Source organism: Streptomyces regalis (assembly GCF_001509475.1).
In the GTDB taxonomy this organism is placed as follows: Bacteria; Actinomycetota; Actinomycetes; order Streptomycetales; family Streptomycetaceae; genus Streptomyces; species Streptomyces regalis.
The window spans coordinates 26,478-46,676 of sequence record NZ_LLZG01000047.1 but is presented as its reverse complement, the minus strand read 5'-3'; the positions used below and the strand labels follow the sequence as shown (position 1 = coordinate 46,676).

Below are 20,199 nucleotides of genomic sequence, written 5' to 3'. Positions count from 1 at the left end.
TAGCCCGGGCGGGGACGGCCGCTGATCCCGCCCGGGCCCAGCGGCCATGGAGCTGAACGAGAGTGCTCGGGATACGTCCCTCATGCCGCCCATGGTCGGCCGGGTACAGGACGCGTCAACACCGTGCCGCTGCAACAGCGTGCGGTGCACCGGCTGGCCGGCCAGCCGACGGGCGGAACAAGGGCTGAGCTTGTACGGTCGCCTCCACTCGCGAGGAGATGATGGAAACGGTCGCACGGTATGTCGCCGATCTGGTCGGGGCGTTGGAGCGGTACGCGGGCCGACCGGCGCTCGGTGCCGGGGACCGCGTGCTGGACTTCTCCGAGCTGTTGGACCTCGTGTACCGGCTGGCCGGCGAGCTGGCCGAGCGCGGGGTCTGCCGGGGGGCCGGGCTCGCCTGCGTCTTCGGCGGCAACCGGCCGGAGGTGCTCCAGGTGCGGCTGGCGGCACATCTGCTGGGGGCCCGGCTGACCCAGATCGTCGTCCATCCGTACACCTACGGGGTGGACTTCGTGCTGCGGGACTGCCAGCCCCGCCTCGTGGTGCACGACATGCCGGTCCCGGACACCGGGGCGGCCAGGCTCGGACTGGACGAGCTGCTGGGGGCGGCCGCCAGCCGGGAGGCGGTGGCGCTGCCCGTGGCGGCGCGGGAGGACGACGTGGCCCGGGTGACCTACACCGGCGGTACTACCGGCGTACCCAAGGGCATTGCGTCCACGTACCGGGCGCTCGCCGCCCGGGCCGACGGCCGCGGCAGCCGCGAATCCGGGGAGCCGTTGACATACGTTTCCGTCACCTCGCTGGCCCAGCGCGCCGGCGGACGCACCCTGGAGCAGCTGCGCTGCGGCGGCCGTACGGAGGTACTGGCCGCCTTCGAGCCGCGGGAGTTCGCGGCCGCCTGTCGGCGGCTGAGGCCCGTATCGACGTACCTGATGCCGGGGATGGTCTACCGCCTGCTGGACGATCCCGAAACAGCCGCCGGGATTCCGGGGCTGAGCGTGATCTCGTACGGCGCCGCGCCGATCCTGCCGGAGCGGCTGCGGCAGGCCGTGACCCGCTGGGGAGGCCGCTGGCAGCAAGGATACGGGACGAACGAGTCCGCGGTGATCTGCCGCCTCACCCCCTCGGACCACGAGGCCGCCGTCGCCGGCCGGCCAAGCCTGCTCTCCTCGGCCGGGCGGCCGGCCCCCGGGGTAGAGGTCGAGGTGCGCGAAGCGGCCGGGCGGCCGCTGATCGCCGGGCGGACGGGCGAGGTCTGGACGCGATCAGCGGCGATGATGACCGGCTACTGGAGACGCCCCGACCTGACCGCTGCCGCGATCCGGGACGGCTGGCTGCGTACCGGCGATGTGGGGCACATCGACGCGGACGGCTACCTCCACCTCGACGACCGGCTCGTCGACGTGGTGATGGTCAATGGGAACAACGTCTACTGCCTGCCGGTGGAGGCGGCCCTGACCCGGCATCCTGCGGTCGCCCAGGCCGCGGTGGTGGGCCGGGTAAGTGCATCGACCGGTGAGGAGGTCTGCGCCTTCCTAGTCCCGGCGCCCGGCAGCGCCCCCGACGCCGCGGCGGTGGCAGCCGAGGCCTGTGACCTGGTGGAGCAGGCCCTCGCACCGGCCCACCGTCCGACGACCGTGTTCTGGTGCGCGGAGATCCCCCTGACCCCCCAGGGCAAGCCGGACAAACAACGGCTGCGGGAGCAGGCGAACTCCGCTGAGCAGCCGTTGTCCTACCGAACATGATCGCTGCGTTTCCGCCGACCAGGCATGACCCCCGCAGCGGTGCGGCAGAGGCGGGACACGGTGTCGTCTCGTCCCTAGAGCCGAAGTGCCTTGGGTCGTGGAGTTGTTGGAGGAACGGGAGCCGACCGCGCAGCTGCGGGTGGAGGGCGTCCTTGTCGATCAGCGTGCAGTGATGCTCGGCCTTGCCAGCGTCTGTACCGGCCCACAGTTCGGGCACGGTCACCTCCGAGGTGTCGTGCGTGTACGTGTCCCAGCAGACAACCTCGCCGACGTGTCCATACGAAGCGATTCAGTTCGCGCACCCCAATGAGTGGCCGAGTCGTCGCGTCACCCCGGGCTGCCAATCCCCTCAAGCCACAACAGCGGCAGAACGATGACAGCCATACCCGAGGTCAGGCCTGTTCACCCGGACGCGGGACAAGGACGCCGGCTGCCACCTGCTCGTCCACTCCTCGGGCAGGTTCCTCACTGCGCCAGCTCTCCGGCTTCGTGGGATCCTTCGGGTTCATCAGAACGTCCTCGCAGGACAGCGACCACTTGGCGACCAGAGTGTCGCTGGGTCTGCGGAACCGGACGGTGAGGACACCGGGGCTGCCGGCGGGCCACAGATCGAGACCGTGGGTGCTCTCCAGGTTCTGAAGCTGCCTCAGCAGCAACTCGGTGAGGCGCTGTGCCTCCTTGATCTTGTTGAAATGCTCCTGGTGCGAATGCCTGGCCAGGTGGTCCCAGAACACCAGCGGCGAGAAGCCATTGTGCGATCCGGCGAACGTGGTGTCCGGCGACGGCGGGAACAAGGATCTCGACAATCCTCATTGCCGATGGTCAGGGAAACTTTTCGCTTACCTGATCACCTGTCGGACGGTCCACTCCGCGAGAGCGCGAAGTTAGGCGCGCGGTCCCGTGCAGGTCCCGCGAAAATGACCTGATTTAGCCGCCTTATCGCGAAGGACGCTCGATGGTCGCTGGTTGCGTCACGGGTGGAGGTCGCGACTTCCTGGAGGGGAAGCGTAGGAGGTATAAGGTGCCCTCCCCACTGGAACGGGGAGGCGTTCCGGAGCGCACGGGCAGGCGAAGTGCGCCGAGTGCGCTCCTCGTAGGGGCGCCCGGGGCGAACGGCTCGTACGACCGGTCCGGCCGTCGACTGAAGATCAGCCGTCGGCGCCGGGCGGGGCCTTGGGATCGTCCTTGTGCGCACCGGTGATGTCGTTGTAGAAGACCCGCACCTTGGGGTTTCCGGCCTTGTAGTAGCCCTCTGTCTCATAGGTGGTGGTGGCGAAGTCGAGGCGCCCGTCACGGTCGAAGTCGGCCACAGCGATGCGCGCCGCAGAGTCGGTGCTGATCTGCTGCTCGATCAACACCTTTCCGGCCGGGCTGAACTTGTAGTAGAAGACGCCCTGCGGGTCCGGGCCGCGCATCGCGACAAGGAACTCGTCATCGCCATCGCCGTCGAAGTCGGCCGCGACCACATGGTGCCCCACCGCGTCCTTGGGCTGTCCGTCCTTCCCGTACACCGGCTGTTTGAACTGCCTGACCACGGTACGGTTCCAGGGACGGTCGAAGGGCTTGACCCCCCAGGGCCGGGTGTAGGCCGCCAGGATATTGCCGTGGAAGGGCTCTACCGTCAGCATGCAGGCGTACTCTTGGCCGCCGACCCGTCCGATGGCGACGTTTCCGGTACCCTGGAACTCGTAAGGGATCTCGCTCGACTGCTGCGCCGGGGTAGCACCCGAGCCGATCGGCTTGCGCACCCACTTTCCGTCGGAGCCGTAGCCCAGCCAGGCGAGCCCTTCCTTTCCGGCCACGATAAAGGAGTCGAGATCGGGGCGTGGGGTGCCAGGGAACTTCCTGGCCACGATCGCATGGACGATACGGAATTTCTGGTCGTCGATGACGGTCGAAGTCCACTCGCCGTCTGAGGAGTTCTCGTACAGCTTGATCAACGCGGGATCCCCGACACCCTTTTTGCCCCCGGTCGGACCGACCACCGGGAAGGCCGCGAGCTGCAGCTTTCCTGTCGGTGTGAAGTGGCCGAGCCGGAGCCGGTGGGTGGCGACCAGGGTTCCGATCTTCTCCCGCTGCCAAGCCCCGCCGGAATTACCGGGGTTGGTCAGCCAGGAGATCTTCCCGTCTTCCTTGCCGCAGTTGAACATGCACTGGCCGTAGTCATGGCACAGGGCGATGTCAGGATGACTGTTGCCGTCCAGGACGGCGATGTCCATGGCCACGGGCTTTTTGACGCCGCCCTTGTCCTGGACCGAGATCTCGTGCTTCGTCCAGGCAGTGGTGCGGTCCTTCTTGCCCGGGTTCTTGTACCAGACGACACTTCCCTTGGTCAGTCCGGATGCCACGAGATCGGTGTTCCCGTCCCCGTCGATGTCCATGGCATGGACCCAGTACCCGTCCTCGGGCTTGGCGTCGATCACCTGCGGGTCCGAGAACGCAGGCTGCTTCACCTGGATCATCACACCTCTGCCTTCTCCAGGCGGGTGGACAGAAACTTGCGAGCCTTATCCGCGTACCACTTCGGCGTCTTGTTGAATTTATTCAGCCGGTCGGGATCCTGCTCGGCCTCGACCACCAGCCAGTCCCCGTTGTACTTGATCGCCTCCAGCTCCTTGAGGAAGGCGTCGAAAGGGACCACTCCTTCCCCGTCTCCGGGGACGGTGAAGATTCCTTCCTTGATGTATGTCTGGAAGCTGGTCTTCGCCGGATCAAGTGCCTTATTCTCCAGCACCGTCTTACGGACGTTCTTCAGGTGCACATGCTTGATGCGCTGCCCGTGTCGGCGGACCGCTTCGACCGGGTCGCCTCCGGCCCAGGTGAGGTGGCCGGTGTCCAGCAGCAGATGGACGTCTTTGGCATTGGTGGCGCACATGACGCGGTCCATCTCCTGCTGGGTCTGCACTCCGGTGCCCATATGCGGGTGATAGCAGAGCTGGATGCCCCTCTCGGTGGCCTCGGCACCCAGCGTATTGAGTCCGGTGATCAGGCTGTCCCACTGCCCCGCGGAGAACTTCGGCCGCTTGTTGATGCCAATCTCACGGAGATGGACTGCGCCTCCCATCTCCGCGGCGCCGATCCGGCGTACGCCCATCTGCTTCCAGAATTCCAGGTTCTTCCGGAACTCGTCGATGGTCTTCTTCAGCCCGCCGTCCTGGGTGAACAGGGTTCCTACCCAAGGCTCGGTGATGACCAGGTTTTGCCCCAGAAGCTCGTCCAATTTGGCTTTGTTCCCCGGAAAATAAGGGGCCAGACTGCACCCCAGATACCCGGCCTCCTTGATTTCCTTGACGATCTGTTGCGGCTTGATGGACTTCCCGATCTCCTCGAAGTCCGCGTTCCGCCAACAGGTGGGAGTGATCCCGATTTTGACGTTCAGCTTCACCTGATCCACCATGACTCTCTCCTTGTTCTTCCTAGTTCTTCGGCATCTTCTCGACCGCGTGAATGGCCATGGCCACGCTGGTGTGCGTGGGGTTTCCGGCATTGCCGAACGGGTGCAGCCCGTTGCCGCCGAGCCAGAGGTTCTCGATGCCCCACACCTGCGACTCAGGGTTGACCACGCTGGTGTCTTTGGATGTGCCCATGCGCGTGGTCCCGCCGATGTGCAGCGGAAGCCCGGGAGCGAGGAATTGCGGTTCCGATCCGGGCATGAAGCCGCCCAGATAGGAGGCGACCCGCATCATGTCGGCCATCATCTCGCCGGCCCACTGGCGCTCCTGGTCGTCGAGCTGGAAGTGGAAGGTCGGCTGCGGCATGTCAAAGGTGTCCTTGACGGTCTTGCTGAACTCCACCCAGTTGCTCTCCCGGGGGCGGGACATGCCGAACCAGCGCAGGTCCACGATGAGACGGGTGTCGACGCTCGGCGGAACGGCGCCATAGCTGAAGGCGTCGCGGTGGATCTGGCAGTGCCAAGGCCTGGTCGGTGAAGCGGCGATGGTGAGGTTGGGCTCCAGCTCGTACTTGGGGATCGGGAGGGGGTCCGCAGGGTCCCGGACGGACTTGCTCTGATTCCTCTTGACGATCTCCAACTGCTTTTTTCGGTAGTCCTCCACCCGCTTTGCCGCCTTCTCGGCGTGTTCCTTGTCGGTTCCGGTCACCTCTCGCAGCAGCTTCTCCAGATTGTCGATGTACTCCTGCCTGAGCACCACCTGGCAGAAGGCCATCGGCTGTTCGGTCAAGTACCGCCCGAGGGCGGGAAGTTTCTCGCTCAGTCCGGAGACGTGCAGCAACTGCGGGGTGAGCACCGCGCCACAGGCCACGATGTACCGCTTGATGTCGGGGATGGACACCGTCTCATTCAGGTTGCGCAGGTTGCGCACCTTGACGCCCTCCACCTTCGTTTTCTCGGCATTGAGCACAAGCCGCGTGCACTGGTGGTCCGGAAGGAGCTTGAAGTTCTCGGAGGCCCCGGGCTTGGCGAGATCGCCCAGGACGGTGTTGGCGGCACCCCACTTGACCATCCTCGAGTCGTCGGCCCGGCTCTCGACCGAGAGCGGAAGCTCTTCGATCGGAAATCCCGCGTCCCGCAGGATCTTCTTCACCAGCTGGTGACGCGTCGACCCCTGGAAAACGCTGGTTTTGCGATTGAACAGGGCCGTGGACTCGGCGTACAGAGTCTTCATCCTGGTGTCGTTGATGGGATAATCGTGGACGGTCTTCCCGTCATCCCAGCTCCGCTCCAGGGACGGATGGAATTCCGGCAGGGCGCAGGTCCAGTGGGTCGCCATGCCACCCACCGCGTAAGTGGTCGCCGCCGCCCCGAGGTTGTCCCTCTCCCGCTGTTCCGGGTTCTGGTTGTTGAGGATGAAGCCCGGGTAGTCCTCCGGGTCATAACGGTAGGACGAAGCGTCCAGGGTGACCATGGGGTCATTGCGGGTGGAGACCGAGAGCGGGTGCAGATGGCCGCGGATCACCGAGGCGAAGAGGTCGACATTCCGCTGGTACAAGAAGCTGTTCTTCAGGTGCTCCCCGTAGTTCTGGGACAGCTGGGCCCCGGCTTCGATCATCAGGACCTTCTTGCCCGCCTTCACCAGCTTGCGGGCAAAGGCACACCCTACTGGGCCGGAACCGATGATCAGGGTGTCAAAGCCCTTGTACTCGGCCATGGCAAAACACTCCTTCCGGTGCTGTGTGTTCTCAGTGCTCGGCGGTCGGGCCCAGCCAGAGGTAGGCCATGTTTCGGTAGTGCCACCACGCCGGGCTGGCTTGGTCGGCCAGTACCTTGACCGCGTTCTTCTTCAGGTAGCTGTCCATGGAGGCCACCGCCGCGGCGCCCTGCCCGACCGCCTGTCCCACCCGCCGCAGCGATCCGATCCGGGTGTCGCCGGCCGCGAAGACGCCGGGCAGGCTGGTCTCGAAGGACAGCGGGTTTCTCTCCAGTTTCTTGGCGTCCAGGTAGACATCGGTCTTGATGTATCCACCCTTGTCTTTGTCGATCTTCTTCTGTGTGAATCCGATGCGATCCAGCCATTCCGTGTTCGGACTGCCCCCGATCAGAACGTAGACGGAGGTCGCGTTGACTGTTGCCCGCAGCACTTTCTTCCCCGTGTCCGCGATGTCCACTTGCGCTAGCCGCTTCTCGTCGCCCTGGGCGCCGACGTACTTGATCACCTTGGAATTCTCCAGGACCGCGATAGATTTGGTGAAACAGATCTGGTCAGCCAGCGCACCGGCCATCCTGTCTCTCAGCTTCTTCCGGATGACCATGGTCACGTGTGCCCCGTGCTTGTCGAGAAGCAAGGCGGCCTGACCGGCCGAATCCCCGCCGCCGACGATGACCACGTTCTTTCCCTTTTCACGCGGCGCATCGTTCGGCAGTACGGTGTAGTACACGCCCCTGTTGCGGAAGGACCCCTCGTTCTCCCCGCCCTGCACATTGGGCCGCTGACCACCCGCCAACAGCACCATGCCTGCCGAAACGGCACCCTTGTATTCTTTGTCTTCCAGTACCTTAATCTTGTAGCGATTCAGTTTTACGCGCTGACCGTCGTGTCCCGGGCCTTCCATTTCCTCGTCGATGAGCAGCTGGCCGGCGGTCAGGGTGGGCTGCCAGTCGACCATGAGGCGGTTCGTCTGGTGCAGCGCCGATTGCGCGAGCCGGGACCCGAGGATTCCCTCGGGGAATCCAAGATAGTTCTCGATGACATTGATACTGGTCACCGCCTCGCCGCCGGGTGCCTCGTTCTCGATGACCAGAACGGTCAGACCGATCGCAGCGGCATTCACCGCCGCGGACATCCCTGCCGGCCCCCCGCCCACGACCACGAGATCATAGGGGTGGTCGAGGCGGTGTCGGGCTTCCGGAATGAGTTTCAGTTCCCGGGACAACCGGCTCAGCGTCGGATTGACCAGTGTTTTTCCGGAGACCTTCACCGTGATGTCGGCGACCTTCTGGTCGTCCCAGCGGTAAAGGACGCCATTGAGGAGGAGGAATCGTCTGAGCTGGTAGGCCCGCTCGGTGGTCGCGTCGCCGGTCACCTCGACCTCGGGGAGGGCCGGATGCCAGTCGAAGAACAACTCTTCAATGGATTTCAGGAAGGGGACAAGCGCCTCCGGAACAAAGGAAATTCCGTCCTTGGCCGCCTTTCCTTTCGCTGACAGCAACGCCAGCTCGGCATCCGGAAAGGAGTCGTGCACCTCGCCCAAGAATGTGCTTCCGTCGCCGTCGGTCAGCTTGTCCGCGCTGACCACGATGGCGAGGCGCTGTCGGGAGTCTTTGACCCTCTTCAGTGCTGCCCGGGCGTCCTCGCCGTCGGAGGCCGCCACGATCTCCAGGCCGCCGCCGTACCACGTCTCCAGCTCCCTGGACAGCTCGAGTCGTTTCCAGGGGTCGGAGTGCACCAGCATGACGACCGGCTGCTCACCGGACATGGTCGCCTCCCGGGGCGGCCACGTCGGCGGTGAGCGGGCGAGGCTGTGGGGTGAGGCCGGCTGCCCGGGGCGACCGTGAAGCGCGCCGAGGGCGCGCGAGGCGGGGAGGGTGGGGAAGGTCCATGACTCTATGGATGACCCGGGTAGCCAGCGTCATATGCCTTTGGCAGGGCGGGTCACCTGTCCGGCGCGGCCTGTCACCCAGTTGAGCCTCCAGCGGGCTTGACTCGCCAGGGTTCGCCACGCTCGTCGTCGGCGCGTGGCGGGGCCAGGAGAGTCACGCGTGGTGGCGTATGCCGGTTGTGGTAAAAGTCGCCGGGCCGGTTTGTCTGCTGTGGGCGAGGTCGCGTCTGCGAACTCCCGGGGACGTGGCCTATCCGGCTTCCGGCGAGGACCGGGCGGGAGGCCCATCGATGCCCCCCGCCGGAGGGCCGGCACTGCGGCCCTGGTCAGGCGCATTCCCTCGGCGTCGGTGAAGCGCAACTGGGCGCCGGGGTACGGCCGTTCGTTGCGGACGATCAGCCGCATCCCCGTCGGCCAGCCGTCCAGCACGTCGCCGCCGAGCTCGGCCACCCAGGCCCCGTCGCGGATTTCACCACCTGGTTCGACGGCAGCCGTCCAGGCCGAGGCGGGGTTCTTCAGGACGGCGGCGTGGATGACGTCGGTGATGGTCATCCCGACCGACTACGACAGCCACCTCCCGCCTGCGGACAGCCAGTCGACGAACTCGTGCGTCCCGCCGCCGGAGTCACAGCGGATACCGCCAGCGAGGTGCCTGTGACCAGGCCCTTTTCCGACGGCCCCGGGCGCGATCGTCCCGCGATGTGCGGCGCGGCCCGGCGGACGTCACAAACGCGGCGACGGGCAGGGTGCCCGTCGCCGCTCTGCGGCTCACGCTGATGGTGGGAGCGCTGGGTTGGGCAGCCGCCTAGCGTCGTCGCACCATCCCCTTGGTCATCGCCCTGGCCCACTTCTCCGCGTCCGGGTTGGGTTCGTTTTGCACTGCATCCGCACCGAGTGCGAGGAAAAGGCTGATTTCGGCCCCGGGGTGTATGCCGCCTGCTCCCTCACCCAGCTCGAAGTGCGCTGTACTCAGCCACACTTTTGTCACGTTGAGTAGCGGGCAATGCCGGGTGGAGTCTTTGTTGCCCCAGTTGCGCATGTTGACCCACTGGAGCAGCCACTTGTCATCGCCGCTGATCTTGAACTCGACGCGCTGGGGGTCGCCGAAGTGGCCTGGGGTGGTGACCTCGTACTCGTCGTCGTCACCCTTCTCGAAGTCGTTGTAGCGGGGCGTGTCCAGCTTCACCCATCCCGACTTTCTGTCGCCTCTGGCGAACTGGCAGAAGACGTCATCGTCGGTACCGGACCGGTCCAACTTCCGGGTGATGACACGGACCACGTACCTGAGCGGCTTCACCGCTGCGGCTGCAGCCCTCTCCTGCGCAGCAATCAGTTCGGACTGCTGGTCCTTGCCGGCCATCTTGCCGCCAGTGGCCACGTAGCCAAGGTTCGCGACGGCTCCGATCACGCCGCCGGAGGCGCCCTCGGCCTTGCCCGATTCCTTGTCGACCTTGCCACCGAACGCCTGATAGCCGGTGTTGCGGAACCGGTTGATCAGCCCCTGAAACGGCAGGTCGCCGAGGCGCGCGGAGTAGACGTGGTCGTTGAGGCTTGCGCCGCGCTCGTTCTTGATGTCCCGCAGTTCGTAGGGGCCGCCCGGCGGCACCTTGAGGCATTCACCTTTCAGATCGGGGTGCTCGAACAACTCCAGGGTGCGCTTGGTCTTGTTCACCACGCTGGTAGCCATGCCGCTGAAGCTTCCGTCGCCGATCTCGCCGAAGTTCTTGGCTATGGACTCGTCCGCGATCACGACCCGCCCGTCGGCGGATCCATTGAGCGGTGTGCATCGTGAAGTTGCTGGTCACGGGTCTGGTGTGCGCGGGGTTCGGGATGCTCGGGCTGGTCGCGGGCGGATGACTTCGGCGTAGATCACCGGTCACCGGGAGTTTTCGCGGTTTGTGAGGACCAGCAGGGACCTGACCAGGACAGTCGCCGACAGATCAAACACAAGGCACAAGCAGCCAGCCAGAGGACGAGTCAAGCCACGGCCGGAACGACACGACCATCATCCTCACAGCCTGAGTAGTTCTTCCGGTTCTCCCTTCCGGTGCGCCTGCGGGTGCGGATCAGCGTGCCGTCCAGCAGGACGATTCCGCCGCCCGTTCGGGCGATCTTCTTCAGGGCCCGGTCAAGGCGCGGGGCGCGGGCGGCCAGCAGGCCGACGGCTTCCCGAACCCACCGGGTCACCGTGGTGCGGTGTATCCCGTTGCCGCCGGCCAGGTCGCCCGGCCGCTGGTCACAGCGCAGCACCGCGAGCACGATGTGCCGGGCCCGGAGGCCAGCGGCCCCCTTGCAGGACCGCGAAAAACATAACGGGGCTCGGCCCAGCCTCCTCGCGGCTCAGGCCCCGCTGGGTTCCTGGTGGCTGCCGAGACGCCCCTTGTGGAAGACGAGGGGATCACCCGATCCGACGTCCATCCGCAGCACGCGGGCGACGACGATGACGTGGTCGCCGCCGGCGAGTTCCTGGGTGATGCCGCACTCGACCCAGGCGTGAGCCCCGGTGATTCGCGGGGCGCACCGGCCCGGCCGATACAGACGTTCCTGTCGATGTCGATGTCCACGCGCAGGGGCCCTTACCAGGTCACGGGGAGTTCCAGCATTCCCTGGATCGTGTCGCCGGGTTTGAAGGGGATCTCCTGGGCCGGGGCGGCGAGCCGCAGGGCGGGCAGCCGGGTGAACAGGGTACCGAGGGCGATCTCCAGTTCCGCGCGGGCCAGGTTCTGTCCCAGGCACTGGTGAATGCCGAAGCCGAAGGCGACGTGGTGGCGGGCGGGGCGGTGCCAGTCCAGGGCGTCGGGGTCGTCGTACACGGACGCGTCGCGGTTGATCACCGAGGTCGTGAAGAGCACGCCCTCGCCGGCCCGGATCACGGTGCGGTCGACCTCGATGTCCTCCAGGGCCACGCGCAGCAGGCCGTCCGCGATCGACAGCATGCGCATCAGCTCCTCGACGGCGTCGGGCAGCAGGGCCGGGTCGGCCCGCAGCTCGGCCAGCCTCTCGGGGTGCTGGAGCAGCGTGTAGGTGCCCAGGGAGATCATGTTGGCGGTGCTCTCGTGGCCCGAGACCAGCAGGATGACGGCCAGCGAGAGCACTTCGGGGCGGGTCAGGGTGCCATCGCGCAGCTGGTGGTGGACCAGGGCGTCGAGGACACCGTCGCCGGGTTCGCGCTGCGCGGCCTTGCGGTCGATGAGGTCGCCGAGGTAGGCCTCCAGCCGGTCGTTCGCACCCTGGGCGTCGGCGGCCGACGGGCCACGCAGCACCCGGCGGGACTGCGCCTCGAAGAAATCGTGGTCGCTGTACGGCACACCGAGCAGGCCGCAGATCACCATGGACGACATGGGCAGGGCGAAGGCGGAGACCAGCTCGACGGGCGGGCCCTGCTCGATCACCGCGTCCAGCAGCCCGTCGACGACCCGCTGGATCCCGGGCCGCATCTCGGTGGCGCGTTTGCGGGTGAAGGACGGGACCATCATCTGCCGCTGCTGGTGGTGCTCGGGGCCGTCGAAGTCGAGCAGGGCCAGCCGCCGGTCCTTGACGGCCGCGAAGCGGGCGGTGGGCGCGGGGAAGCCGGGTTGCCGGCGGTCGCTGGACAGGCGGGGGTCGGCCAGCAGCGCCCGGGCGGTGGAGTGCCCGGTGACCATCCAGACCTCCCGGCCGTCGAAGAGGGTGGCGCGGGACAGGGCTCGCCCGTCGCGCAGCGGCTCGTATCCGGTGGGCGGGCGGTAGGGGCAGGTGCGGTCCTGCGGGAAGGTGACGAGGGCGGCCGGGGCGGCCGGACCGGTGATGTTCATCAGTTCTGCCATGGAAGACCTCGCAGACGCCGTAGTGCGGTGTGTCGATCTTCGATTGATGCCCGGGTATCTGACGCAGTGACGAAAAGTTCGGCCAGAACGGTGAACCGCGCGACCTGGGGTGAAACCCGCATGCCGGTACTGGTGAAGCAGTAGTGGACCCACGCGTCCTGTCCGGTGGCGTACCGGGGGCGGGGCGCCAGAACAGGCCACGGGCGGGCTGGATTCACCGGTCTGGGTAGTCAGGGAACAGGTGCTCCACTGGGCCCCGAAGTCGGCACTGGTGTGGCGGGAGGCGGCGGTATCGAGCATGCAGCGCAGGAAGTCCACGAGGTCGTCGAGGACGGTGAAGACGCCGGCGATGCCGCAGACCCCGCCGGAGAGGCGTGCGGAGAAGTCGTGAGCAGGGGTGAGTTCGGCAAGAGAGGATCGTCGGTCGTTCGGGCTGGCGCGGCGCCTGCACTGCGCAGCTGCCTCAACGCGATCGGGTCCGTGACGACATCGCGCTCGCGCTGGACGAAGGTGATGTCGGAGAGTTCGAGCCCGCGCACCTGATGGACTCCGCCGTCCACCTCATACAGCCTATGCCGCGCCACGAGCCGACTCTGCCGCCACGGGGACGGATGTGCGCGGCCACGAACCCCCGGTCCGTGGCCGCGAAGTCCCCCGTGGGGGTTGATCCGTCACAGAACTACATCGGCGCTGAGGCTGCCTTCTGCGACCGTGCCTCTTCCAGCTTGCGGGCGACGTACTGATCGATGGTCCTGAGCGTGCCCAGGTTCTCGGGGACGATGTCGCGGTCGTCGACCTGGATCCCGAGGCTGTTCTCTAGGTGGGTGACCAGTGAGAGGAGGCCCAGGGAGTCGAGGATGCCCTTCTCAATCAGCGGCAGGTTGTCCGTGAGCTCGGACGGGGAACCACCCCAGCCGAGGTCCTCCACGATGAACTTCCGCACCTGTTCAGCGGTGTTGCGCATGAGCGCTTACCTCCATGTCCGCCTTGAGGCGGCGGTAGTCGATCTTGTCTGTGGTGGTTCTGGGCAGGGCCGCCACTGTCCGGAGCCGCCACGGGACCATGTAGCTGGGCAGGACGGAGCGGCAGTGGGCGGTCAGCCGGGCGGCCGCCACCTCCTCGCGCGGCACAACGAAGGCCGCGATGAGGTGGCCGAACTCGTCGTCAGGGACCGCGACGGCGGCGCACTCCAGCACGGCCGGGTGGGTCGCCAGCGCCCGTTCCACCTCACCGAGTTCGACCCGGTAGCCGCGGGTCTTGATCTGGGAGTCGCGCCGGCCGAGAAAGTGCCAGTGGCCCTCGGCGTCCTGGGTGACCAGGTCGCCGGTGTGGTAGGCGGGGATGTCCGGCTGGTCGGGGGCGGGGCGCAGGGCCTGCGCGGTGCGGGGCGCGTCGCCGAGGTAGCCGCGCATGACCGTCGCGCCGCGGACGCACAGTTCGCCCGTCTCACCCACCCCGGCCGGGCGGCCGTCGTCGCTCTCCGCGCAGAGTTCGACCCCGGGCAGCGGGAGCCCGATGGGAAGAGCCGCGCAGTCCTCCGGGAGAGGCCGCGGCACCGGGTAGTAGGTGCAGACGTTCGTCTCCGTCGGCCCGTAGAGGTTGTAGAAACGCGTGTCGGGAAGCAGCTCCATCGCCCGCCTGAGCAGCGGTACGGGATACACCTCGCCGGCGAAGAGGGCCAGGCGTAGATCGGGCAGGTCACCGGCGTTCAGGCCGCTGCGTGACACCAGCAGGTTGAGCGCGGAGGGCACCGAGTACCAGACGGTGATCCGCCGGTCACGGACGAACTCGGCCAGCACACTGGGAAAGGCGGCGATGGTCGTGGGCACCGGCACCACGGCCGCACCCGCCCACGCGGCGGCGAAGACGTCGAACACCGACAGGTCGAAGTGGAGCGGCGCGTGGTTCGCCAGCCGGTCCGCCTCGGTCACCTCGAACTCCCGTGCCGCCCAGGCCACGAACGACACCGCGTTGCGGTGCGAGATCATCACGCCCTTGGGATTGCCGGTGGAGCCCGAGGTGTACAGGACGTACGCCAGGTCGTCCGGCTGCACGGCGATCTCCGGCGCCGTACCGGGCCATTCGGCCGCCTCGTGCGGGGCGACCACCTCGGCGACCGGGGAGCCGGGCCCGCCAAGGTCCGCCCGCACCCGGTCGGCCTCCTCTCGCGCCGCCACCACAACACGGATCCCGGCGTCGGTCGCGATGGTGCGCAGCCGGGACACCGGAACGCCGAGGGGCAGCGGCACATAGGCAGCACCGGCGGCGAGCACCCCGTACACCCCGACCAGGGCGTCGGCGGTGCGAGGCAGGTGCAGTCCCACCCGGTCACCGGGCCGGACGCCCAGCGACAGCAGCAGTCGGGCCAGTTGGTTGGCACGCCGGTCCAGTTCGGCGTAGGTCATGTGACCGCCGTCGTCGATCACCGCGGTGGCGTGCGGGGCACGGGCGGAGCTTCGGCGCAGCAGGTGGTGCAGCAGTTCGGTCATGAGTTCACAGCCCCAGCATCCGCGCGATGACGACGCGTTGGAGGTCGGACGTGCCCGAGTAGATGCGGCTCGCCAGTGCGTCGCGGACATCGCGCTCCTGCGAGGTGCCGGACATGTAGGCGTACGCACCGTGGGTCGCGAAGGCCGACATGCTGGACTCGCACAGCGCCTCACTCAGATACAACTTCACGATGGAGGACTCCAGGCTCGTGCGCCTGCCCTGGTCCTTGAGCCAGGCCAGGCGGTACAGCATCAACTGGGCGGCATCCAGTCGCACCCGCATGTCGACGATGCGGCCGGCGACCGACTGCTTCCGGCCGATGGGCTCACCGAACCGTGTGTGGGTCCGTGCGTGGGCGACCGACTCCTCCAGTTGGCGGCGCATGGTGCCGACGGCGGTGGCCAGGATGAAGCTGCGCTCCCACTCGATGGTGGTGTTGAACACGGTCATGCCCGCGCCGGGGCCGCCCAGCAGGGCCGATGCCGGCACCCGGCAGCCGTCCAGAACCACTTCGCCCATCGGGGAGGAGGACAGCCCCATCTTCTCGACGGGCTTTCCCACGGAGACGCCCGGTTGGTCCCGCTCGACGATGAACGCGGACAGTCCGCCCACGTCCTTGGGCTCGCCGGACCGGGCGAGCACCACGAAGACGTCGGCCACCGGTGCGTTGGTGATGAACGTCTTGACCCCGTCGAGGACGTAGCCGTCACCGATCTGCCGGGCGGTGGTACCGACCGTGAGCGCGTCGGACCCGGACCCGACCTCCGTCACCGCCTGGACGCCGATCATCGAACCGTCGCACAGCGACGGCAGATAGCGTTCTCGCTGCCCGGCGTCACCGAAACGCCATATTGGCAGCGCACAGGACCACATATGAGCGCCCAGCGAGAAAAGCAGTCCGTTGTCGTCGCAGCCGTACCCCAGCTCTTCCAACATCAGAACGGTGGTGAGCAGGTCGGCGCCCTGGCCGCCGTACTCATGAGGAAAGGGCATGCCCTGGACGCCGAATTCGGCGCAGTGCTGCCACAGCTCGCGGGAAAAGGGGCGGTCGCCACTCGGTGAATCGGCGGCGAGTCGGGTCTGAGTGAAGCGCAGAGTTTCCTTGCGCATCAGCTCCTGCTCGGCGGTCAGCGCGAAATCCACGCGCCGATCTCCTCTCTTTTTTCGTGGCCCGGAACCGGGCGCCCGAGCGACGTTATCTCAAACGTCCAGCACCCTGCTGCCTGCGCACACGAATGGGCGAGTCCCCGCGTGTCTGTGAATTGTATTTCGATCGAGCTCAATGGATGATAGATATTTTTCGCCCGCAAGGGTGAAGCTGGATGTGCGCGTAGGAATTGGTGGCGTCGGGGCGCCACTATTTCATTCAGGGCCTGACTACCCATCCAGGCTGTAAGGCTGCGGCCCGTACCGTCCCTCACGCGCAGAGAGAGCCCGACCATGCCCCCTGTCATCCCCTCCTTCCTGCTCGGTCTCGTCCTGGCGCCGTTGGCGAAGCGCCTCGCCAAGCCGCTGGTGCACGGCACCATCAAAACGACCGTGAGCCTGGCCATGGAGATGAAAAAGGCCGCGCACCAGGCCGGCGAGGAGTTCCAGGACATCGCCGCGGAGGTGACCGCCGAGATGATCAACGCCGAGCTGCGGGATGACGCGAAGCCTGTGGAAAGGACCGTGAAGCCTCGGCCCGCCGCGGCCACCGCGGGTGCCGCGAGCGGCAGGGGCGACTGATGACCAACCCGTTCGAGGACGAGGACGCCCGCTTTCTCGTGCTGGTCAACGACGAGCACCAGTACTCCCTGTGGCCGGCCTTCGCCGATGTGCCCGACGGCTGGACCGTGGCCCAGCCGGAGAACAGCCGACAGGCGTGCCTGGAGTACATCGAGCGCACCTGGACCGACATGCGGCCGCGCAGCCTTGCCGAGGCCAAGGACGGCGGTCGGTAGAGCGGGCGCGACAACTGCGCGCCCAGGTCACGAGAGTCTGGGGGACCGCACCGCAGCAGGCGACCCGCCCTTGCGATGTGGTCCCCCAGTTCCTTGTGTGAGCCACCTACGTCAACCCGGACAAGGCTGTAAAGGAGTGGAACGCATGGCTGAAGGCCGTGATCTCGTGATCGAGGCAGGAGAGGAGGGCGCGACCGCGAACCTTCTGTACAGGGCCGACCTCGTACACGACCGTGGCATCTTCACGCTCATCGTGCGGGACCTGGTGCGCGGCACCCTGCAGACGACGACGGTCCCCGGCAGAACAGTGGCGAAGATTCCCCTGTACCTCTCCAAGCTTGATCTCCAGCGGCACTGACAGCGTCCGCTGGGGTGAATGTCCTGGTCCGTGTGGCTCGTCCTGCGCCCGGCACCCGTCTCTCCGCCGCCGACGCGGGGAAGGCGTAGATGCGGGTACGGCGTAGAGACCGAAAGAAGAGAGATCACCATGTCACCTGTTCCTGTCGCCCCCTTCATCGTGGGCGTGATCGCGGCGCCGCTGGTTCAGCGGATCGCCAAGCCCATCGCACGTGGCGCGGTGAAGACCTCGGTGGGGTTGGTCATGGACGTCAAACATGCCTCACTCAGGGCGGCCGAGGGGATGCGTGACGTCGTAGTCGATGCGGCTGGGAAGAACGACGCTCCCGAGACCGCGTCCGAGAGGCCCACTGACGGGGTCGTGACCCCGAAGAAACGGACTGGTGCGGCCAAGGCGGACTGAGCCCGCGCCGACGCGTAACGGTGCTTCCCTGGGCTCTGCGCACAGTGGCCCCGTTCCGACTGCCTCGCAGTCGGAACGGGGCCACTGGCGTCCCACCGGCCTGTGGTGCGGGCCCGCGACCTCAGGCCGGTACCCGCAGGCCGGCCTGCAGCCGCCACAGGGTGGCGTAGGTGCCGTCCCGCGCCACGAGCTCGTCGTGTGTCCCGTATTCGGCCACCAGGCCGCCAGAGCCCAGGACATAGATCCGGTCGGCGCTTCGGACGGTGGACAGCCGGTGGGCGATGACGATCATCGTGCGGTTGGTCCCGAACGCCTGAAGAGCGTGCTGGATGGCGGCCTCGGTTTCGTTGTCGACGGCGGAGGTGGCTTCGTCGAGGACGACGACCGGTGGGTCGCGCAGGATGGTGCGGGCCAGTGCGATGCGCTGCTTCTGCCCTCCCGACAGCGCCGCACCGCGTTCGCCGACCAGGGTGTCGTAGCCGTCGGGCAGGGCGTCGACGAAGGCGTGTGCCCCGGCGGTGCGGGCGGCCTCGACGAGCTGCTCGTCGGTGGCGTCGAAGGTGCCGTAGCGGATGTTCTCCGCGATCGTGGAGTCGAACAGGAACGGCTCCTGGGAGACGTACCCGATCGCGTGGCGCAGGTCGGGCAGGGCGAGGGTGCGCACATCGGTTCCGTCGAGCAGCACGTGCCCCTCGTCTAGGTGACGGAAGCGCAGCAGCAGTTTGGCGATGGTGGTCTTGCCCGAGCCGGTCGCGCCGACGATGCCGGTGGTCCGGCCCGGGGCGATGGTGAGGGAGGCGTCGCGGAGCGCCGGCGGGCGACCGGGGTACGCGAAGGTCACCTTCCGCAGTTCGATGTCCCCGCTGACCTGCTGGGCGGGCAGTCGGCATCCCTCCGTGCCGGACTCGACGGGCAGATCGTTCAGGTACTGCACCCGCTCCAGGGCGGCGAGGGTGCGCTGGTACTGGTCCGTGATGCCGCCCAGCCGGGTCAGCCGCACCAGGGCGATGCCCGGCAGCTCGATCAGCGGGCCGAACGCCGCGGAGGCCAGCTCGCCCTTCAGCACGGCCCGGCCGCCCAGCAGCAGGGTGCCGACCAGCGCCGAGCAGCCGGCCAGCCGCAGGGTCTGGGCCTGGGCCGCCGCGCTGCGGTCGGTGGAGACGTTGGCCTCTCGGTACTCCCGGCTCAGCTCGGCGATGCGCGTGCTCTCGTACTCCTCGGTGCACGCGGCCTTGATGGTGGTGTGGGCCTGGAGGTTGTCGGCCATGCCGCTGCTCAACCGGGCCCGGTGCTCACCGGAGGCGATGTGGTCGGCTACCGCGCGCTCGTGGAAGCGGAAGGAGAGCCAGGTGACCAGCGGCACGGGCGCGAAGGCGACCCAGGCGATCTGCGGGGCCAGCAGCAGGTACACCGGGATGAGCGCCGCGAGGCTCGTCGCCAGCTGGACCGTCTCGTGCAGGTGGCCGCCGACGAAGTTGCCCAGCTGGCTGATGTCCTCGGCCAGTACGGTGCTGACCCGGCTGGTGCGCTCGCTCTCCAGGTCGGCCGGTGCCAGTTGCTGGACGTGGGCGTAGGTACGGGTGCGCCAGTCGTCCTCCACCGTCTGTCCCAGCTTGCGCCAGGCGACGCCGGCGCCGTAGCCCAGGGCGGCCATGGCGAGGCAGGCCACCAGGGCGGCGCCGACGAGGACCGACAGCTGGGCCGTGGCGCCCGCCACGCCGAGCGCGGCCAGCGTCGCGCTCTCGCCCTTGGCGAGCAGCAGCACGGTTGAGGGGACCAAGGCGTACAGCGCCATTTCCGCCAGCTGGGCGAGTACGGACAGCAGCGTCGCCATGCCCAGCTGCCGCTTGTGCCGGCCGATGATGGTCCGGAGCGGATGGTGGCGTGGGGTCGTTCCGTCCTTCGTCCGCTGCCGCGCGCGATCGGAGCGCGACCACGCCTTCCTGACCACGACGGCCGTGGCCGCGCCGGCCAGGCCGAGGCTGACGAGGGGGCGGGCGAGGAGCGCCATGCAGTACTTGCCACAGGCCAGGGCCGCGACCGCGACGGCACCACCGCGAACCAGCGCCGCAGACAGCTTCCGAGGGCGAGTCGGGTCGGCGGGTTCGCCCGGGTGCCCGGCATCCGGGCGGTTGGCGGCAGCGGCCGATGCGGTGGTGCGGACGGCGTGTGACCGCGCGTAGAGCCGGGTCAGTGTCACCGCCTCGCGCACGAGCCCGGCGATGCGCTGCGGCGGGACGGCGGGGTCGTGCCGGACCAGCACCCGCCCGGTGACCGGGTTCGCGTGTGCCTCGACGACGTCCTCGTGCTCGCTGAGGAGACTCTCGATCAGGCGGGCGACGACCGGTCTGCCGCAGACGTCGGGGACATCCCAGCGCTGCCGGCCGGGGATCACCGACCGGACTCGCGGCATGTTCCCCTCGTCCGGACGAGGGGTCACCGAGGTTCTGGCGGGCGGG

At 67.5% G+C, this 20,199-nt stretch carries 18 protein-coding genes and 1 pseudogene; 5 read left to right on the top strand and 14 right to left on the bottom strand.

Annotated elements, in window-relative coordinates; translation table 11 throughout:
* The first annotated feature begins 221 nt into the window (after positions 1-221).
* Complete coding sequence (locus tag ADL12_RS09000; RefSeq protein ID WP_062700379.1) at positions 222-1,745, top strand: AMP-binding protein; 1,524 nt, start codon at positions 222-224, stop codon at positions 1,743-1,745.
* Between the two features lie 392 nt (positions 1,746-2,137).
* Here ADL12_RS09000 and ADL12_RS08995 read toward each other — a convergent pair whose 3' ends face one another.
* The 13 genes and pseudogenes from ADL12_RS08995 to ADL12_RS08945 form a co-directional block, all read right to left on the bottom strand.
* Entirely contained in the window at positions 2,138-2,539 is a 402-nt protein-coding gene (locus ADL12_RS08995) for a PLP-dependent aminotransferase family protein (RefSeq protein WP_062700377.1), read from the bottom strand.
* Positions 2,540-2,893: 354 nt separating this feature from the next.
* The gene (locus ADL12_RS08990; protein WP_062700375.1) at positions 2,894-4,207 is read right to left on the bottom strand and encodes an FG-GAP repeat domain-containing protein; all 1,314 of its coding nucleotides are present in this window, start codon (positions 4,205-4,207) and stop codon (positions 2,894-2,896) included.
* The gene (locus ADL12_RS08985; RefSeq protein ID WP_062700373.1) at positions 4,207-5,142 is read right to left on the bottom strand and encodes a TIM barrel protein; all 936 of its coding nucleotides are present in this window, start codon (positions 5,140-5,142) and stop codon (positions 4,207-4,209) included. Before ADL12_RS08985 ends, ADL12_RS08990 begins: the two co-directional genes overlap by 1 nt.
* Positions 5,143-5,161: 19 nt before the next feature.
* On the bottom strand, positions 5,162-6,853 hold the full coding sequence (locus tag ADL12_RS08980; RefSeq protein WP_062700371.1) for a pyranose oxidase: 1,692 nt from the start codon (positions 6,851-6,853) through the stop codon (positions 5,162-5,164).
* A gap of 31 nt (positions 6,854-6,884) precedes the next feature.
* Positions 6,885-8,618: an NAD(P)/FAD-dependent oxidoreductase gene (locus ADL12_RS08975; RefSeq protein ID WP_062700369.1), complete on the bottom strand. Its 1,734-nt coding sequence runs from the start codon at positions 8,616-8,618 to the stop codon at positions 6,885-6,887.
* Between the two features lie 447 nt (positions 8,619-9,065).
* Positions 9,066-9,377, bottom strand: a pseudogene (locus ADL12_RS49975) (transposase); the annotation flags it as partial.
* A gap of 169 nt (positions 9,378-9,546) precedes the next feature.
* The gene (locus tag ADL12_RS08970) at positions 9,547-10,491 is read right to left on the bottom strand and encodes a PLAT/LH2 domain-containing protein (RefSeq protein WP_062700367.1); all 945 of its coding nucleotides are present in this window, start codon (positions 10,489-10,491) and stop codon (positions 9,547-9,549) included.
* A 227-nt stretch (positions 10,492-10,718) separates the two neighbouring features.
* Positions 10,719-11,000, bottom strand: coding sequence for a transposase family protein (locus ADL12_RS08965; RefSeq protein ID WP_244187826.1), 282 nt, complete (start codon positions 10,998-11,000; stop codon positions 10,719-10,721).
* Between the two features lie 81 nt (positions 11,001-11,081).
* Positions 11,082-11,279: a flavin reductase family protein gene (locus ADL12_RS58420; protein WP_425265081.1), complete on the bottom strand. Its 198-nt coding sequence runs from the start codon at positions 11,277-11,279 to the stop codon at positions 11,082-11,084.
* Between the two features lie 38 nt (positions 11,280-11,317).
* The gene (locus ADL12_RS08960) at positions 11,318-12,547 is read right to left on the bottom strand and encodes a cytochrome P450 (protein ID WP_062700363.1); all 1,230 of its coding nucleotides are present in this window, start codon (positions 12,545-12,547) and stop codon (positions 11,318-11,320) included.
* 679 nt (positions 12,548-13,226) lie between these two features.
* Entirely contained in the window at positions 13,227-13,511 is a 285-nt protein-coding gene (locus ADL12_RS08955) for an acyl carrier protein (RefSeq protein WP_062700361.1), read from the bottom strand.
* Positions 13,495-15,036 carry an amino acid adenylation domain-containing protein gene (locus ADL12_RS08950; RefSeq protein WP_062700359.1) on the bottom strand — a complete coding sequence of 514 codons (1,542 nt, stop codon included), beginning with the start codon at positions 15,034-15,036 and terminating at the stop codon, positions 13,495-13,497. Before ADL12_RS08950 ends, ADL12_RS08955 begins: the two co-directional genes overlap by 17 nt.
* 4 nt (positions 15,037-15,040) lie before the next feature.
* Positions 15,041-16,180 carry an acyl-CoA dehydrogenase family protein gene (locus ADL12_RS08945; RefSeq protein WP_062700357.1) on the bottom strand — a complete coding sequence of 380 codons (1,140 nt, stop codon included), beginning with the start codon at positions 16,178-16,180 and terminating at the stop codon, positions 15,041-15,043.
* 297 nt (positions 16,181-16,477) lie between these two features.
* Here ADL12_RS08945 and ADL12_RS08940 point away from each other — a divergent pair, with 297 nt between their 5' ends.
* The 4 genes from ADL12_RS08940 to ADL12_RS08925 all read left to right on the top strand — a co-directional run bounded on the left by ADL12_RS08940 (position 16,478) and on the right by ADL12_RS08925 (position 17,740).
* Positions 16,478-16,765, top strand: a complete 288-nt coding sequence (locus ADL12_RS08940; RefSeq protein ID WP_062700354.1) for a DUF5132 domain-containing protein — start codon at positions 16,478-16,480, stop codon at positions 16,763-16,765.
* Complete coding sequence (locus ADL12_RS08935; RefSeq protein WP_062700352.1) at positions 16,765-16,980, top strand: MbtH family protein; 216 nt, start codon at positions 16,765-16,767, stop codon at positions 16,978-16,980. The genes ADL12_RS08940 and ADL12_RS08935 overlap by 1 nt, the downstream gene beginning before the upstream one ends.
* Before the next feature lie 145 nt (positions 16,981-17,125).
* On the top strand, positions 17,126-17,338 hold the full coding sequence (locus tag ADL12_RS08930) for a hypothetical protein (protein WP_062700350.1): 213 nt from the start codon (positions 17,126-17,128) through the stop codon (positions 17,336-17,338).
* A 129-nt stretch (positions 17,339-17,467) separates the two neighbouring features.
* A complete protein-coding gene (locus ADL12_RS08925) occupies positions 17,468-17,740 on the top strand; it encodes a DUF5132 domain-containing protein (RefSeq protein ID WP_062700348.1) in 273 nt (90 codons plus the stop codon).
* 121 nt (positions 17,741-17,861) lie between these two features.
* Here ADL12_RS08925 and ADL12_RS08920 read toward each other — a convergent pair whose 3' ends face one another.
* Positions 17,862-20,153, bottom strand: a complete 2,292-nt coding sequence (locus ADL12_RS08920) for an ABC transporter ATP-binding protein (protein WP_062700347.1) — start codon at positions 20,151-20,153, stop codon at positions 17,862-17,864.
* Positions 20,154-20,199 lie beyond the last annotated feature (46 nt).